The organism is Paenibacillus sp. FSL H7-689, assembly GCF_000517905.1.
GTDB classification, from domain to species: Bacteria; Bacillota; Bacilli; order Paenibacillales; family Paenibacillaceae; genus Paenibacillus; species Paenibacillus amylolyticus.
The window spans coordinates 72,750-89,071 of the sequence record NZ_ASPU01000021.1 but is presented as its reverse complement, the minus strand read 5'-3'; the positions used below and the strand labels follow the sequence as shown (position 1 = coordinate 89,071).

Annotated in this window: 14 protein-coding genes; all 14 read left to right on the top strand. The window is 46.0% G+C overall.

Annotated features, from left to right (window positions below; all coding sequences use genetic code 11):
- Positions 1 to 35 precede the first annotated feature (35 nt).
- The 14 genes from C170_RS17895 to csrA all read left to right on the top strand — a co-directional run bounded on the left by C170_RS17895 (position 36) and on the right by csrA (position 16,209).
- Positions 36 to 1,196, top strand: a complete 1,161-nt coding sequence (locus tag C170_RS17895; RefSeq protein WP_036612500.1) for a sensor histidine kinase — start codon at positions 36 to 38, stop codon at positions 1,194 to 1,196.
- Between the two features lie 7 nt (positions 1,197 to 1,203).
- A complete protein-coding gene (locus C170_RS17890; RefSeq protein ID WP_026081439.1) occupies positions 1,204 to 1,926 on the top strand; it encodes a response regulator transcription factor in 723 nt (240 codons plus the stop codon).
- Positions 1,927 to 2,283: 357 nt separating this feature from the next.
- Positions 2,284 to 2,661 carry a hypothetical protein gene (locus tag C170_RS17885; protein WP_036612497.1) on the top strand — a complete coding sequence of 126 codons (378 nt, stop codon included), beginning with the start codon at positions 2,284 to 2,286 and terminating at the stop codon, positions 2,659 to 2,661.
- Between the two features lie 456 nt (positions 2,662 to 3,117).
- Positions 3,118 to 5,007, top strand: a complete 1,890-nt coding sequence (locus tag C170_RS17880) for a helicase-related protein (RefSeq protein WP_036612494.1) — start codon at positions 3,118 to 3,120, stop codon at positions 5,005 to 5,007.
- Between the two features lie 66 nt (positions 5,008 to 5,073).
- The gene (locus C170_RS17875) at positions 5,074 to 5,970 is read left to right on the top strand and encodes a ComF family protein (RefSeq protein WP_051447268.1); all 897 of its coding nucleotides are present in this window, start codon (positions 5,074 to 5,076) and stop codon (positions 5,968 to 5,970) included.
- Between the two features lie 317 nt (positions 5,971 to 6,287).
- A complete protein-coding gene (locus C170_RS17870) occupies positions 6,288 to 10,799 on the top strand; it encodes a fibronectin type III domain-containing protein (RefSeq protein ID WP_036612489.1) in 4,512 nt (1,503 codons plus the stop codon).
- Between the two features lie 149 nt (positions 10,800 to 10,948).
- Complete coding sequence (locus tag C170_RS17865) at positions 10,949 to 11,353, top strand: TIGR03826 family flagellar region protein (RefSeq protein ID WP_036612486.1); 405 nt, start codon at positions 10,949 to 10,951, stop codon at positions 11,351 to 11,353.
- 176 nt (positions 11,354 to 11,529) lie between these two features.
- Entirely contained in the window at positions 11,530 to 11,814 is a 285-nt protein-coding gene (gene flgM, locus C170_RS17860; RefSeq protein ID WP_036612484.1) for a flagellar biosynthesis anti-sigma factor FlgM, read from the top strand.
- A gap of 11 nt (positions 11,815 to 11,825) precedes the next feature.
- On the top strand, positions 11,826 to 12,329 hold the full coding sequence (locus tag C170_RS17855; protein WP_036612481.1) for a flagellar protein FlgN: 504 nt from the start codon (positions 11,826 to 11,828) through the stop codon (positions 12,327 to 12,329).
- Positions 12,330 to 12,348: 19 nt separating this feature from the next.
- Positions 12,349 to 13,902: a flagellar hook-associated protein FlgK gene (gene flgK, locus C170_RS17850; protein WP_036612479.1), complete on the top strand. Its 1,554-nt coding sequence runs from the start codon at positions 12,349 to 12,351 to the stop codon at positions 13,900 to 13,902.
- Positions 13,903 to 13,921: 19 nt separating this feature from the next.
- Positions 13,922 to 14,842 carry a flagellar hook-associated protein FlgL gene (gene flgL / locus C170_RS17845; RefSeq protein ID WP_036612477.1) on the top strand — a complete coding sequence of 307 codons (921 nt, stop codon included), beginning with the start codon at positions 13,922 to 13,924 and terminating at the stop codon, positions 14,840 to 14,842.
- Between the two features lie 17 nt (positions 14,843 to 14,859).
- Entirely contained in the window at positions 14,860 to 15,429 is a 570-nt protein-coding gene (locus tag C170_RS17840) for a DUF6470 family protein (RefSeq protein ID WP_036612475.1), read from the top strand.
- Between the two features lie 105 nt (positions 15,430 to 15,534).
- Positions 15,535 to 15,963 (top strand): flagellar assembly protein FliW, encoded by a 429-nt coding sequence (fliW, locus tag C170_RS17835; protein ID WP_036612473.1) that lies wholly within the window; start codon positions 15,535 to 15,537, stop codon positions 15,961 to 15,963.
- Entirely contained in the window at positions 15,964 to 16,209 is a 246-nt protein-coding gene (csrA, locus tag C170_RS17830) for a carbon storage regulator CsrA (RefSeq protein ID WP_036612471.1), read from the top strand.
- Positions 16,210 to 16,322 lie beyond the last annotated feature (113 nt).

Genomic DNA, 16,322 nt, shown 5'->3' with positions numbered 1-16,322 from the left:
TATACCGGAAACGATAGAAATGGAGTCGAACAAACGTGGATTTACAAGCCGATGCCATAGACCGCGTCATTAAAAACGCCATACAAGTCATGGAAAACAGCAAATATCAAATGTTCGAAATCATGGACTCGACTCGCGATGAGCTGAAAACGCTCAACGAGGAGTTGAAGTCGGTGTTGAAGGAGACGGCGGAAACGATCGAGAAAGTAGATCAGTTGGAGCTGAACTACCGCCGTTCCCGGATCCGGCTGACTGAGGTTAGCCGCGACTTTGTCCGTTATTCCGAGCATGATATCAAGCAGGCATATGAGAAAGCAACACAGCTGCAGCTGGATCTGATGATTTATCGTGAGAAGGAAATGTATCTGAAGGCCCGTCGGGATGACCTACAGAAGCGTGCCAAAAATGTGGAAGCTTCTGTGGAGCGTGCCGAGACCATCGGTTCGCAGATGGGTGTTGTACTCGAATACCTGTCAGGTGAACTGGGTCAAGTGACCCGGATCATTGAAAATGCCAAAAATCGACAAATGATTGGTTTGAAAATAATTTTGGCCCAGGAAGAAGAGCGGAAACGTATTGCTCGTGAAATTCATGACGGGCCTGCCCAGATGCTCGCCAATCTAGTGCTTAGGACGGAAATTGTAGAAAGAATGCTCATTAAGCAGGATTTTAAGATGGTCCAGGCCGAAATAGTAGATTTGAAAGGCCAGGTTCGTTCCAGTCTTGAAGAAATGAGAAAAGTTATTTTCAATCTGCGTCCTATGGCACTGGATGATCTGGGACTGATTCCAACGCTTCGGAAGTACGTGCAGGATTTTGAGGTAAAAACGAAAATCCGGTCGCTTTTTGAAACAAGAGGTAAGGAACATCGTTTATCTTCAGCCATGGAGGCTGCAATCTACCGCCTCGTGCAGGAAGGTCTGTCGAATGCTGCAAAGCATGCTTATCCCACATATGTTGTAGTGGAAATTACATACCAGGCTCAGCTCGTCAAAATTGTCGTTCAGGACAATGGGCTTGGGTTCAAACCGGAGCTTCTTGCGAAGAAAAGCAAGGATCATACCCACTTCGGTCTGATTGGGATGAGAGAACGGGTTGAACTGTTAGAAGGAAGAATAGAGATTGAATCCGGAGAAAATCAAGGAACCAAAATAGTGATTCATATCCCAACAAACGTGGATAAGGGAAAGGAGTAGCAGGATGATGGAAAACCGTGATACTGGTAAAGCATCGATTAAAGTTCTTTTGGCTGATGATCATCAGCTGTTCCGTGAGGGACTGAAACGCATTTTAAATATGGAGGACGACATTGAGGTCATCGGCGAATGCGGCGATGGAATTCAAGTGCTCGAATTCTGCAATCAGGATAAACCTGATATCGTATTGATGGATATCAACATGCCAATCGAAAATGGGGTTGAAGCAACGGAGAAATTGCGTGAGCTGTTCCCTGATGTCAAAGTAATTATCCTGTCCATTCATGATGATGAAAGTTATGTATTTGAGACGCTTCGTAAAGGGGCTAACGGATACTTGCTGAAGGATATGGAGGCCGAGTCTCTGATCAATGCGATTCGTTCCGTGCATGAAGGACATGCGTTCATACACCCGAAAGTAACAGGCAAACTGATCATGCAGCTGCGTCGTATGACGTATCTTAATGAAACAGGGGCAATGAGTGAAGGAGCTTCGAAGGAAGCAGGTGTTAAATTTGTTGCTGGCGACAATAACCCGCTTACACGTCGTGAGGCTGAAGTGCTTCGCTTGATGGCAGAAGGTAAGAGCAACAAAATGATTGGTGAATTCCTGTTCATCAGTGAAAAAACAGTAAAAAACCATGTCAGCAGTATTCTGCAGAAGATGGAAGTGGACGACCGTACTCAAGCTGTTATCAATTCGATCAAATATGGTTGGGTTACGCTCTAATACCTTATGTTTTTCGTGAAGCAGTATTCTTACGGTAAGTCAGTCCATTGGTTGATTCAACCTAGATGAAGTATAGATTGGTGTTCACTCGCGCCCTTTCCAGAATGTTGGATTGGTCTGCGGGTTAATGGACTTTATCACTGCAAATGAGCAAAGTGTAAGGTTGTGCGGAACATATGTTCAAGCTTAGGCGTGAATGAATGACCTGGCCTGTCTTTCTTCGTCCGGTGTCGATCAGCGTGGAATATGAGTGATAGGAAATGCAAGTGTAACCCTTCAGGAAGTACAGCATATACTTGTTGTATACAGGGATGTTCGCCATGGGTGAGCATGACCTTCCGAGGAGGTGCAGTTGCCATGGTTGCTCATCTGACTATGATTCTGCTCATATACTTCCTGGCGGCAATGGCCGTTCATGCCATGCACCAGCGCCATCTTTCCCGTCCGGAATCTGAAGGTTTCGAGCAGATTCTGCTCATCCCTTCCAATCAGGCAGGGCGGATCGAAGGCATTGTAAGAGAACTTTGCCGGGAATTGTTATACCGTGGTAAGAGCTTCAGATTAACCGTTGTTGCTGATCGGACAGAAGCGGAAACGATTACGATTATTGAAAAGCTTATGCAAAGGCAAGGCATGGAGACATCTTATCTGCCTGCTGTCCCTGCTGATATTGAACGGGTAGCACAGACCGATCACACGTTTCGCCTGATTGATTTGCGTGAGTCAGAGCAATAAATCATCATGTGAACGGAAATGGGATTAGCATTTCGCAGATCTACAGTGAAAAGATTACAGCAGAAGCTGTAGTCTTTTTTTGTAATTGTAGCCAAGTCTGCTTTTAAATTAAAAATGGGTTTTTATGCAATCTATGGTTATTGTCTGGGTTTTGACGAGTTCATGAGTATTAAAATAAACTTTTCGAAGTCAGAACTCTTAATTTAAAAGTATAGACGATTCAGATTGGAAAAAGTTTCGCAATTTTAGAGAAAGATTCTGGTTATTAGCAGAATTTTATGATGGATCATGTTGTGTGACTAATGTTGTGATGTAGAGATTCAATTGGTATAGTGATAAGTAAGATTAATCATACGAAGATGGAATATGGACATGAAGCACATGCTCCGGCGAACAGCCGGGTTGGCATGTGCTTTTTTTGCGTTTAGGAGAAAGTACGATGGGGGAGGAGAGTAAATGAAGGTTGCTTTGTATGTGTGCCGTGTAGGGGAAGGGTGGAGCATGTTGTTATCACTCGATATTCGAGTGGATGTGGCTTGGTGGCTGGAGGGAGGAAGTGGGCGACATGTGCTGCGCTGGTTGCTGTTAGACAAGGCGTTACCGTTAAGTCAGGCATCCTGGTTGGTTGAACATTATGAGATGGAGCGAGGTATGGATCAGTGGGGCCAGCGCGAATGGCAGAGTTATCTTGCACGGAAGCTGGATGTGTATGAATTGGCCTCTGGGGAAACAGAGGCCAGAAAAGGCATAGCGGGCAAAGCGGGAAGTACCGCTGTGCGTGGCAATCAGGTAGGCGGGATGCCAGAGCCGTATCCCGCCGGGCAGTGGGCTCAGCTGGAGCGGGACGCGGCCCTGCTGGCTGAGCGGATCAGCGGCCGCCAATTACTGGCGGCCGAGGCGGAGGCGTTGCTGGCGGATACCGCCCAGCCGCCAGAGGATTGGCGCGCGGCTGCGCAGCTCGCGCGCTTGCACGGGCGGCTGAGTATCACAGCCGCCCTCGAAGGGCCTGCCACGCGCCGTCGGCACGCGTGGCTTGGACGCGCGCGGAGCGCGCCCCGCTGCCACCGTTGTGGCAGCAAAGCCAGGCAGCGCGTGCCCTGCGCTGCCTGCGGATTGGCGGCGTGCGCCTACTGCGAGGCTTGCCTCGCGCTAGGGCGCAGCCGTGCTTGTGCGCTGCTGCTACGCAGTGCAGCGCAAGGGGCCGTGCCACGACGCGGCGAAGCACCGCGTGGCACGGTTTTGGCCCCCACCGGCGGCGGGCTCGCCCGGTGGGGGCTAAGCGCAGCGCAGAGCGCGGCAGCAGCCGCGGCGCTTGCGTTTTTGGCCCGCCCACCCGCAGGGGATGGGCCGGGTCGGTTTTTGCTGTGGGCCGTGACCGGGGCCGGCAAGACCGAGATGATATTCCCACTGCTCCAACATACATTGGATCGTGGCGGACGAGCTTTGGTCGCTACGCCGCGCAGGGATGTGGTGCTGGAACTAGCTCCGCGTCTGGCCAAAGCTTTTCCGGACACCTCGCTCGCTACCCTTTACGGAGGCAGTGACGAACGCTGGAAAGACGCTCAGCTCACGCTTGCGACCACACACCAACTGATGCGTTTTTATCAGGGATTTGATCTCGTCATCATCGACGAACTAGATGCTTTCCCTTATCACAACGATCCCATGCTCGCTCACGCGGCGGCATCCTCCTGTAAACCAGACGGGAATTTCGTATATCTATCTGCTACACCGCCAGCTCGGCTGCAGAGGGAAGCAGCGCAGGGAAAACTCACTCATGCCAAAGTTCCAGTACGTTTCCACCGACATCCTTTGCCTGTCCCGCGCTTAGTCAAAATGGTTACCGTTGCTGAATGTATTAAGAAACGAAATCTTCCTTCTGCCTTGAGGACTAACATCCAAATCTCATTGGAGCGTGACGCCCAGGTATTTTTGTTTGTGACACGCATTGCCCAGATTGAGACGTTTGTTAACCTGATGCGTCGTACTTTTCCCGGAATCCATATTGAAGGAACTTCATCTCAAGACCCCGATCGCGCTAGCAAAGTTACAGCCTTTCGTGATCGCGACATTCGTCTGCTCGTAACGACAACGATTTTAGAGCGTGGCGTGACCATTCCGCGCAGTGATGTTTTTATATTGGATGCAGACAATAGTCTCTTTGATGAAGCGTCACTGGTCCAGATGGCGGGTAGAGCAGGGCGTTCCATGGATGACCCGGCGGGTAGAGTGGTTTTTGCATCATCTCGTCGGACACGCTCTCAGGTGAAGGCCGTTGCACAAATTCGGAAAATGAACGCCATCGCTCGTCGCAAAGGTTACCTGCATCCACCATCCCAAACCTAATTGCCATCTGCCATGTTCGTATCCACACTTCACAATACATTCCCAAGACTGGAGGTTTGCTCATCCATGTTCAACTGGCTCAGTAACTTAACCGATTATGCGCAGCACATGACCGGGCGTCTTCATCACCTGCTCGCCCCGCCGGGAGCGACTTGTCTGACATGTGGGACTCGAGCGATTCTGTCTTCTACCTATCCAGGCATATGCCAACGTTGTGTGAAGCAGATTCCATGGATTCGTTCTATCCGCTGTCTGCGTTGTGGTCGGGATGTTGGGTGCCCGGACTGTGCTCGTCCACATATGCAAAACCGTTCTTTTATCGCCAACCGCAGCGCCGTACAGTACAACGCTCTTATGAGAGAATGGATTGGAATGTACAAATTTCGAGGTCATGAACGATACGCGCCGCTCCTAACCGCGCTGTTGATTCAAGCCTTTCAAGCGATGAGAGAGGAGCAGAATTCTGCTTTGGCAAAAGAACCCCTAGCTCCCGTGGCTCATTCAGCCACACATGCTCAACAAACGAAGCCACAATGGCGGCCTGACGCGGTCACCTATGTCCCGGTGAGCAGCGAGCGTCTGGCCGAGCGTGGCTTCAATCAGGCGGAGCGGCTGGCTGCTGGACTCGCCAGCGCCTGCCGCCTACCCATCGTGGATCTGTTGCAGCGCCAGATCAACACCACCAAACAAAGCTTCAAATCACGTGGTGAGCGTATTGAAACGATGAAGAACGCTTTTTCCATCAACCCGAATGGCACGAAGTTAATTGAAGAGCTATACAAGGGATCTCATCTGCCAACACATATGGGCATATCTCATGCCAAACCCATACAGCTACTGCTGATTGATGATATCTATACAACAGGCAGCACCTTGGACGCTTGTGGGCGGGTTATTCTAAATGCTGGCTTCCATATGGAGATTCCGGTCGAGATTTACACGCTGACACTGGCAAGATCCTAGAAAGTAAATCCAAGTAATAAATGACGGCCCAGCATTCTTCAGCCACTTTAGGTGGGTGATCTATACTGTATAATTAAAAGTAGACAGGAAAATATGTTCCTTTATTAATCATTGGTACGTTAATGCGTGTCTCCATTCCATTTATACCGTTTGAAGTATAGTTGTTTGATGAAATTATAAATGAAAGCGTAATAAGAAATTTTTTACATGTAAAAAAGAGGAATTGGTTTTCTCGCGCAGAATAGATAGTTTTGCCGTTCACCACAGGTGACAGCATAGGGAGTGGCACAACATATCTGTTGAAGGGGAGAACAAAAGTGGTCGCAGGAAAAAGAAAAAATGGATTTTACTTATGGACTGTCCGTCTACTAGTATTCATGCTGGTATTCGGACAGTTTGGCGTGTACGGGGGGAACCGGGCACATGCAGCCGTAGGAAGTGGGATAGTCTCATCAAGTAATGATTATCAATATGTAATGACCAACGACAACGGCCAACTACAAGTGAACCAAAAATCAGTTAAACTGAGTTGGGCGAGATCCTACAATATTTCATCAACAGGTTATTCGTTCACCAGAATGCAGTCTATCCTGGGTTTCACAAGTGATATTACTAATATAAGTTTTGGATCGTATACTTCAAAATATTCTGGACAGATCGACAATGCTTTTCTTATCGATCTGAGCAAAATTCGTGAGATTGCTACTGAGATGACGTACAGACAACCGTATAACCAAGTTGGCGAGTGGACGATCAGACACTATAATGTGCTAGGTCAACTAACGCCAATTGATGTACACGATTATGATGTTAGACAATTGAGTCTGGTTGTGAACGCAGATACGGGAGAAGTTGTAGACTTTTACTCTGAACTTAATCCGTATTATACACGTAAAGCTGAACCCGCTTCTTTTACCAAACAGGAGGTAAATCCGTTACCGATTAATAACGTACCCTCTGTGCCTTCGAATATAACGGGTAACTCAAGTGAAAACACGACTCATATTCGCTGGGATCATGCACAGGAAGCTGTACAGTATGAAATTGAGCGTGATGGTATTTTAATGGGGCCTTATTATGGTACGAGCTTGGATGATGCCGTACTCATTCCTAACAAAAATTACTCTTACAAAATACGTGCTATAAATTCTATAGGGAAAAGTGAATGGAGTAGTGTCTTTAATATCAAAACACTTCTTAACGAGCCTGTTATCTCCACGAGCTCTGAGCAAGGGAAAAATATAATAGAGTGGGCTGCAATTAATCATGCCGATGGATATCAACTACAGATTGATGGTGGAGCCCCAATTGATCTGGGTAATGTAACTAATTACGAACACGTTGGTTTGGAGGCCAATTCCAGTCATACCTATGCGTTAAAAGCAGTATCTTCAGATAATGAGAGCAACTGGAGTAGAACGGCTACGCAACTTGTCGTACCTGACTCAGCAAGTGGTTTAAAAATTACAGAAAATACATTCAATAAAATCTCTTTAAGCTGGACTGCAATTAAAGGTTCTAGTGGATATGACCTGGAGGTTGATGGGGTCGTTGTTCCGGTCTCTGGTACAACATACAGCAAGACGGCTCTTACGCCCAATACCGAGCACACATTTCGATTGAGATCTAAAAATGCAGGCGGCGTAGGTAAGTGGACTGACATGCTAACTGTTTCGACACTTCTAAATTCGCCTGTTATTAAAGCGATTTCTTCGCAAGAAGATATGTTTTTGGCGTGGCCTGCAATTGAGGGGGCTACCTCTTATGAGGTTGAAGCTGATGGAGTTAACGTAGGAATTGTTGCAGATCCGGCTTACACACACACAGATCTATCACCAGGGACACTTCATAAATATCGTGTACGAGCTTTGAATGATACGAATACAAGTGCATGGACTACAATGTTGTCCCAAAGTACACTCCCTGGTCCTGTTTCGAATCTCGCTATAAACTCGGTCACTAATGCAGCTATTGGTCTGAAATGGACAGCAGTGACAGGGGCGACAGGATATGATTTGGAGATTGACGGTGCAATTGTACCTGTCACTGGCGTAGCCTATACAAAGAGCAGCCTTATAGCAAATACAGAACACACCTTCCGTATTCGTTCAAAAAATGCTGCAGGTGTGGGTGAATGGAGTGATCCGCTCAGTACAACGACATTACTGAATACACCTGTATTAAAGGCGGCATCAGAAGAAACGAATATCAACCTGACTTGGGCAGATGTACCAGATGCGACTACATACGAGATTGAAGCCGATGGTACTGTTATGACAACATCCAGCGAACTAACATTTGTACACAGCGATCTATTGCCGGGAACGGCACATAAGTATCGTATTCGTGCTTTGACAGAAAACAATACAAGTGCATGGACAACAATGTTGACGCAAAGCACGATACCTGCTTCGGTTACAGGGTTGAATATTAGCTCTGCGACGAACGTGGCCATTGCCTTGAAATGGATAGCAGTAACTGGAGCGACGGGATATGATATAGAGATTGACGGAACGGTTGTCCCAGTAACGGGAGTAGCCTATACGAAAAGCGGTCTTGCAGCAAATACAGACCATACTTTCCGTATTCGTTCGAAGAATGCGGCAGGCGTAGGTGCCTGGAGCGATCTGATTAGCGGAACAACACTACTCAATACACCCGTATTAAAAGCAACATCAGAAGAAACGGCAATTAACCTAACTTGGGCAGCTGTTGCAGACGCTGCTCTTTATGAGATTGAAGCCGATGGTGCAGTAATTGCAACAATTAGTGATCCGGCGTATGAACATGTTGATCTGTTACCAGGGACTGCGCATAAGTATCGAATCCGTGCTCTTACGGATATCAATACAAGTGCATGGACAACGATGTTGACGCAAAGTACAATACCTGCTTCGGTTACAGGGTTGAGTATTAGCTCTGCGACGAACGTGGCCATTGCCTTGAAATGGATAGCAGTAACTGGAGCGACGGGATATGATATAGAGATTGACGGAACGGTTGTCCCAGTAACGGGAGTAGCCTATACGAAAAGCGGTCTTGCAGCAAATACAGACCATACTTTCCGTATTCGTTCGAAGAATGCGGCAGGCGTAGGTGCCTGGAGTGATCTGATTAGCGGAACAACACTACTGAATACACCCGTATTAAAAGCAACATCAGAAGAAACTTCAATTAACTTAACTTGGGTAGCGGTCTCAGATGCAGTTACTTATGAAATTGAAGCTGATGGTGCAGTGATTGCCACAGTTAGTGATCCGACATATTCACATCATGGTTTGATGCCAGGAACAGCCCATAAATATCGCATTCGTGCGTTGACGGATACTAATACGAGTTCATGGACTGCTGTGCTGACGCAGAGTACGATACCTGCTTCAGTTGCAGGACTTAATATTAGTTCTGTTACGAATGTGGGCATCACTCTAAAATGGACAGCAGTGACCGGGGCAACGGGGTATGACCTAGAAATTGATGGCACCATTGTCCCGGTAACGGGAGTAACCTATACGAAGAGTGGTCTTGCTGCGAACACTGAGCATACCTTCCGTATTCGTTCAAAGAACGCCGCAGGAGTAGGTGCTTGGAGCGATCTAATCAGTGGTATGACTCTTTTAAATACACCTGTATTAAAGGCAACATCGAACGAAACAACAATCAATCTGTCATGGGCGGATGTAGAAGATATGACCGCGTATGAAGTTGAAGCCGATGGAACAATTGTTGGAATAGTTAGTGAGCCAGTATACACACACGATGGTTTATTGCCTGGAACGGCACACAAGTATAGAATTCGCGCGTTAAAGGGTGAAAACACAAGTGCATGGACAGCAGTGCTGACGCAAAATACCATCCCTGCTTCCGTTAACGGTTTCATGTTAAATACCGCTACACCTGTTGCTATCTCATTGAAATGGAGCCCTGTTACAGGCGCCACCGCTTACGATTTGGAAATTGACGGTGTTGTAATTTCTGTAAGTGGATCTGCTTATACAAAAAGTGGTCTTCTAGCCAATACAGACCATACCTTCCGTATTCGTGCCAAAAATGCTGCTGGCATTGGTAGCTGGAGTGAGATTGTAACCGCCTCGACCCAATTAAATGTACCAACAACGTTGAAAGCTGTACCTGAAGAAACCGCAGTTACGCTGACATGGAATGAAGTTGTTGGTGCAACCAAATATGAGATTGAGGCAGATGGCATAGTGGTTGCTACTGTAAGTGATCTCTTGCATGTCCATAATGGAGTACTTGGTGGAACAATTCATAAATATCGTATTCGTGCCCTGACCGACACTAATGTGAGTGCATGGACAGCACTATTGTCCCAAACTACGTTACCTGCAAGTGTCTCAGGCTTGAGTATTAACTCTGCAACCACAGCGGCTATTGCGCTGAGATGGAGTGCTGTAACTGGAGCTACCGGGTATGATCTGGAGATTGATGGTACGGTGGTTGCCGTGAGTGGAGTTGCTTATACGAAGAGCGGACTTGCACCAAATACGGAGCATACCTTCCGAATTCGTGCCAAAAATGCTTCTGGTGCGGGAGCTTGGAGTGAGATCATAGCGGGAATGACTCAATTAACTACACCTGTGCTGAAGGGAACTTCGGACAAAACAAACGTTTTTCTGACTTGGGACTCGGTTGGGGGAGCTTCGTCTTACGAAATTGAAGCCGATGGGCAAATTGTGGCGACTGTCAGTGATACAACGTTTATTCATTCTGACCTGTTACCGTCCGGTTTGCATAAATATCGCATTCGGGCATTCAATGATCAGAACACAAGCGTATGGTCTCCTGTATTAAGTATTAGAACATTGAATTAGTGATGTATAATAGGGATCGGGGTTGCGTATATATGCATCCTGCTCCCTTCTTTTGTTTTGCAAATAGACTATGGCTTCATCAGAGAAAATAAGGTAATCTATAGTTATTATCTATTCGGAAATGGAAGTTTGAGAGGGGCGTTTTAGCGATGAATCTGGGTAATTGTCCTCGCTGTGGTAAATTATATGCGTTGAATTTTCGAGATGTATGCTCGAATTGTATTAAAGAAATGGAACAGGAATATCAGATCTGTGTAGATTATTTGCGCGAAAACAAGGGCACCAATATCCAGGAACTATCTGATGCAACAGAAGTTTCGATCAAAACCATTACCAAGTTCATCCGTGAGGGACGGATTTCCATCGAAAATGCCCCGAATATGATGTATCCTTGTGAAGTATGCGGAACATTGATTCGTGAAGGTCATATGTGTGACTCTTGTCGTCATCGCTTGACGAAAGACTTAGCTAGTGCAGCTCGTGATGTAGGTCAGAAGGATAACGGCAATATAGGCGGACGAACCTACAATGCTCTCGACAAACTACGCGATTAATAGGAGTCAGGGCTCAAATACATGTTTTGCTATAACAAATGTTTTGAAACGTACCGATAAACTTATTAAAGATTATCGGTTTTTTTTATTATCCTAATCATTTCGATAACATAAAGATAAAGTAAGAAAAACGTATATCAATGTAAAATTCTAACGTGGAAGGAAGTGTAGTTCATATGAAAATCAATGAACCGAGTAGAATTGGAGCAATCAATTCATATCAAAGGAACGTTGAATCCAATCAGCAGGCTGATGCCAAGAAGAGCCGCCGTAAGGACGAAGTATCCATTTCTCCGGAGGCGATGAAGATGCTTGAGGAACAAAGTCGTACACAAGATGCAGGACGCTTACAGCGGATACAGGAACTGAAGGAACAGGTTAGTTCGGGAACGTATCAGGTAGACAGCAGCAAGCTTGCTGACAAATTACTACCGTATTTTAAGTCTTTTGATAAGGAATAGGTGATCACGTAATGGCAGCACTGGACAGATTAATTGCAGTTTTGCAGCAAATGGAACAAAGTCACCGCGATATGCTGGCACTCAGCGAGGTCAAGAGACAGGTCATTGTCAAAAACGATGTGGATGAACTCATTGCCGTTCTGAACAAAGAATCCCGTTTCATGAAACAACAGGAGCCATTGGAGATTGAACGGCAGAGCGCAGTTCACGAATTGCTTCAGGAGCGTGGTATCAAGTCCATGCTAAACCTGAACATTACGGAGATCTCGAAGCTGATTTTTGATCCGGCTGACAAACTGCGATTGCTTGAAGTCCAGAAGAACCTGGCGGGAACACTGCAGGAATTAAAAGAAATTAATCAACTGAATCAAAAGCTGATCGAGCAATCGTTGATGTTTATTGATCTTTCAATGGATATCTTTGCTTCTCGGCCAGAACAGGATGCCACATATCAGCATCCTGCTGATAAGAACGGCAATCCAGGGCGAATCGGTCTGTTTGACACGCGTGCCTGATTAATTAGGGGGAAACCAGGTGACATCTACATTTCATTCAATCGAAACGGCTAAACGCAGTTTGTTCACACAGACGACAGCTCTTAGCACAACAGGCCATAACGTAGCCAATGCCAACACAGAAGGGTACTCACGCCAAAAGGTAAACATGCAGGCATCCATTCCAATGGAGCCATTTGCATTTCTGCATAGCACAACACCAGGACAGCTCGGTACAGGGGTGGAGTTCGACTCCATTACCCGTGTGCGCGAGAAATTCTTGGACGACCAATATCGTAATGAAAATACCAACTTCGGGAGTTGGTCCATTCAACGAGACACACTTGAGAAACTCGAAGCTATTGTAAATGAACCATCGGACACCGGATTCCGAACCGTTATGGATAATTTCTACAAATCATGGTCAGATCTGAGTAAGAATCCTGAGGACGTTACGGCACGCCGGATTGTCAAAGAAACAACTCTAGCTCTTACGGATGCGATGAATCAGATTAGCCGCCAATTGGATGCGCTTAGTCAGGATTTGGATAGTAACATCGCTGTGAAAAGTAATGAGATCCAGGGTTACCTGGGTAACATTGCAAACCTCAATAGTGCCATTGTGAAAGTAGAGTCTCTTGGCGACAATGCCAACGATTTGCGTGACCAACGTGATCTGATGACGGATAAGCTCTCCAAAATCATGAATATTACGGTCACTGATTCTCAACAAGGCTACCAGATTCAGATGAACGGACAGGCACTCGTTACAGGCGGGGCAGTACAAGTGGCGGTAGATTCTGCTTTTCTGAATGATGCATATACTGCGGGCACACTCACCAATGGTGAAGTTCATGGCATGATTAAGTCCAGAGATACATTGGTAAGTGATTACCGGAAACAAATGGATGACTTAGCTAATACGCTTGCCAACGGTGATATTGAGATTACTCTTCCTGCGGGTTCTGTCTTGCCGGATAATACTATCCTGGATGGTGTTACATACACGGGTGCAGCACGGACACTAGCTACAGATCTCAAGGTTACAGTCAAAGGTCTGAACGGACTACATCAGCTTGGATACAGCATGGATGGAACTAATTCTGGAGGAGTCCCATTCTTTACAGCAGCGGGTGGTGGAACAGCCATTACAGCTGGCAATATTTCATTGAACGCAGAGATCCTGGCTGATCCTAATAAGATTGCGACTTCGCTCCGTACATCCGATGCTTCTGGAACAGAGACTGTAATCAAAGGTAATAATACGCTTGCTATTTTGCTTGCGAATCTGAAAGATACACCGATGAAATCAGCGGACGGTTTACGTAATGCAACGATCGGTGCACAATTCAGTGCCATTGTGGGACAACTGGGGGTACAATCTCAGGAAGCTGCACGTCAGACATCCAACTCGGAGTTCCTGGTTGAGCAGGTGGACACCCGTCGTCAATCCGTAAGTGGCGTATCTTTGGATGAAGAGATGTCCAATATGATCAAGTTCCAGCATGCATATAATGCATCTGCTCGATTTATGACCACATATGATGAATTACTTGATAAGTTGATTAACTCCACTGGGACAGTAGGCAGATAATAGAAAGGAGTGACAGACCATGAGAATAACGAATAACATGCTCAGTTCACAACTGCTTTTGAACTTAAACCGGAATGCACAGCAGATGAACAACACCCAGACCCAACTGGCAACAGGTCGCAAGATCAACAAACCTTCGGACGATCCGGTAGGGATCACTTACTCCCTTCGTTATCGTGCAGAACTTTCATCGAACGATCAATATCAGAAAAACGTAGATAGTGCTATATCATGGCTTGAGTTTAATGATACGGTTATGAATCAGGCGGGTAACGCCATACAGCGCCTGCGCGAGTTAACGGTACAAGCTTCGACAGGAACGAATCCGCAGTCAGCGCTGGACAGTATCAATGAAGAGGTCAAACAGTTGAAAGAGCAGCTGGTTGATATCTCAAACAGTAAACTTAACGGAAAATATATTTTTAATGGCGAGACGTATGATGTTAAACCGTATGATTTCCCGTCTAATCCAGACGGTACTTTAGATACAACGAATGCTACTTCTGTTGTGACGGATAAAGGGAAGATTAACTTCATCGTAGGTGAAAGTGTTCAGTTGCCTATTAATGTGAGTGGTAATGAAGTGTTTGGCACAGAGACGGAAGATGATAACTTGTTCAACCTCGTGAACAACATCATGAAAGCTCTCACAGAGGGAAATCAAAAAGAGTTATCCAATCAGTTGGACAATATTGATAGCCGTACCGACAAGATGCTTGCGATCCGTTCTGAGATTGGTGCCAAAACGAACCGGGTTGATCTGATGATGGGACGTTTGGATGATCTCGGCATTAACCTGACAGATCTTCAATCCAAAGTCGAGGATGCGGATTATGCGGAACTGGCGATGCAATCCAAGATTCAGGAAAATATCTATAACGCTTCCTTGTCTGCAGGTGCCAAAATTATTTCGCCATCTTTGGTGGACTTCTTAAGATAAAAAGGAGGAGTTAACTTTTGAGTACTCTTCCCGTTCTTCAGATTAGGACAACGCCTACTCTATTAAGTATTGATGCTGATCCAGGACAGTTCTCCATTCGTCAACCCAAAGCTGAGGTTCAGTTGAATACCAGACCTGCCAAGCTAACGGTGGAGAGTCATCCGATGAGACTGAGTGTAGATCAGAGCAAAGCATTCTCTGCTTACACGGGCGGCAACATGATTGATATGAATGCACGGATCTATTCAGGCATTCAACAGATATTTCTGCAAAATATGGCTGAACGAGTTCAGCAGGGTAATGAATTGGCTGCAATTCATAAGCCAGGAAATACTATTGCGAATATTATTGGCTCAAACTGGCAGGCGAGGCCATTCCCGGAAACGCGGACACCCGCTTCTTCTGGGAATGTTGAGACTCGTGTCTATGCACAGGCGCCGGATATTAACTTTACTCCAGCCGTCTCGGAAATGAATGTTATTGTGAATAGACCGGAGATTGAGTATAATCGGGGCAAGCTTGATATCTATGTGAAGCAGTATGCATCGATTCAGTACACGCCACCTGCCATAGATATCGGATTCTAGTTATTATAAAGTTGAGCTATAGACGGTCTTGATCTTAGACATCTATGGCTCTTTTTGCATAAAACTTTCGCCAGGGAGGCGTTTATTATTCATATTCAGACAAGCATGTGGGGATCATTAGAGGTTAAAACAGAAGATGTATATCAATTTCCTAAAGGTTTACCTGGATTTGAAGAGGAAACCGAGTTTGCATTGGTTCCTTGGGAAGATACACCTTTTAGTTATTTGCAATCTACAAGAGAGCCAGGACTGGCATTCCTCTTGGTAAGTCCGTTTACTTTCGTACCGGATTATAGTTTTGAATTGGGAGAGGTAGATAAAGAAGAACTGGAGATTGAAGAGCAAGTGTCCGTATATTCTATGGTCACCATTCATTCACAGGCAAATAAATCAACAATGAACCTGCTTGCACCCGTAGTTCTTAATCCCGAGCAACATTTAGGTAAGCAAGTCGTGCTCCATCAGTCTTCTTACGATACACGCCATCTGATCTGGGCAGAAGAAGACGCCAAATCAGTGAAAGGTGGAGTGTAAATGCTGGTATTATCACGTAAAAAAGGAGAGTCTATTATCATTCAGGATCAGATTGAGGTGACTGTACTCGCTGTAGAGGGAGATACAGTACGTATTGGAATCTCCGCACCCAAGCATATTGATATATTCCGTCAGGAAATATATGCATCCATTCAAGAGGCTAATCGGGAGTCTGCAACGCCGCTAGCAGCCAATATTGAAGCCTTTATGGAACGTCTGCGAAACACAGATATCAAAAAAGATTAAAAATATTCCAATTTGCTATAAACAGTTGCTCACCTTCCGTCGATATATAATTTAGACGCTGCTTCGGCAGGGCGGCCGACCTTAATGTCGCGGCGTTTACCACAAGGATGTGG

What these genes read in the sequence shown, in the direction of transcription:
- C170_RS17875 (WP_051447268.1), top strand. Translation starts at nt 5,074, where the DNA reads ATGTTCAACTGGCTCAGTAACTTAACCGATTATGCGCAGCACATGACC.
- flgM (WP_036612484.1), top strand. Translation starts at nt 11,530, where the DNA reads ATGAAAATCAATGAACCGAGTAGAATTGGAGCAATCAATTCATATCAA.
- C170_RS17855 (WP_036612481.1), top strand. Translation starts at nt 11,826, where the DNA reads ATGGCAGCACTGGACAGATTAATTGCAGTTTTGCAGCAAATGGAACAA.
- C170_RS17865 (WP_036612486.1), top strand. Translation starts at nt 10,949, where the DNA reads ATGAATCTGGGTAATTGTCCTCGCTGTGGTAAATTATATGCGTTGAAT.
- C170_RS17880 (WP_036612494.1), top strand. Translation starts at nt 3,118, where the DNA reads ATGAAGGTTGCTTTGTATGTGTGCCGTGTAGGGGAAGGGTGGAGCATG.
- fliW (WP_036612473.1), top strand. Translation starts at nt 15,535, where the DNA reads ATGTGGGGATCATTAGAGGTTAAAACAGAAGATGTATATCAATTTCCT.
- csrA (WP_036612471.1), top strand. Translation starts at nt 15,964, where the DNA reads ATGCTGGTATTATCACGTAAAAAAGGAGAGTCTATTATCATTCAGGAT.
- flgL (WP_036612477.1), top strand. Translation starts at nt 13,922, where the DNA reads ATGAGAATAACGAATAACATGCTCAGTTCACAACTGCTTTTGAACTTA.
- C170_RS17885 (WP_036612497.1), top strand. Translation starts at nt 2,284, where the DNA reads ATGGTTGCTCATCTGACTATGATTCTGCTCATATACTTCCTGGCGGCA.
- C170_RS17890 (WP_026081439.1), top strand. Translation starts at nt 1,204, where the DNA reads ATGGAAAACCGTGATACTGGTAAAGCATCGATTAAAGTTCTTTTGGCT.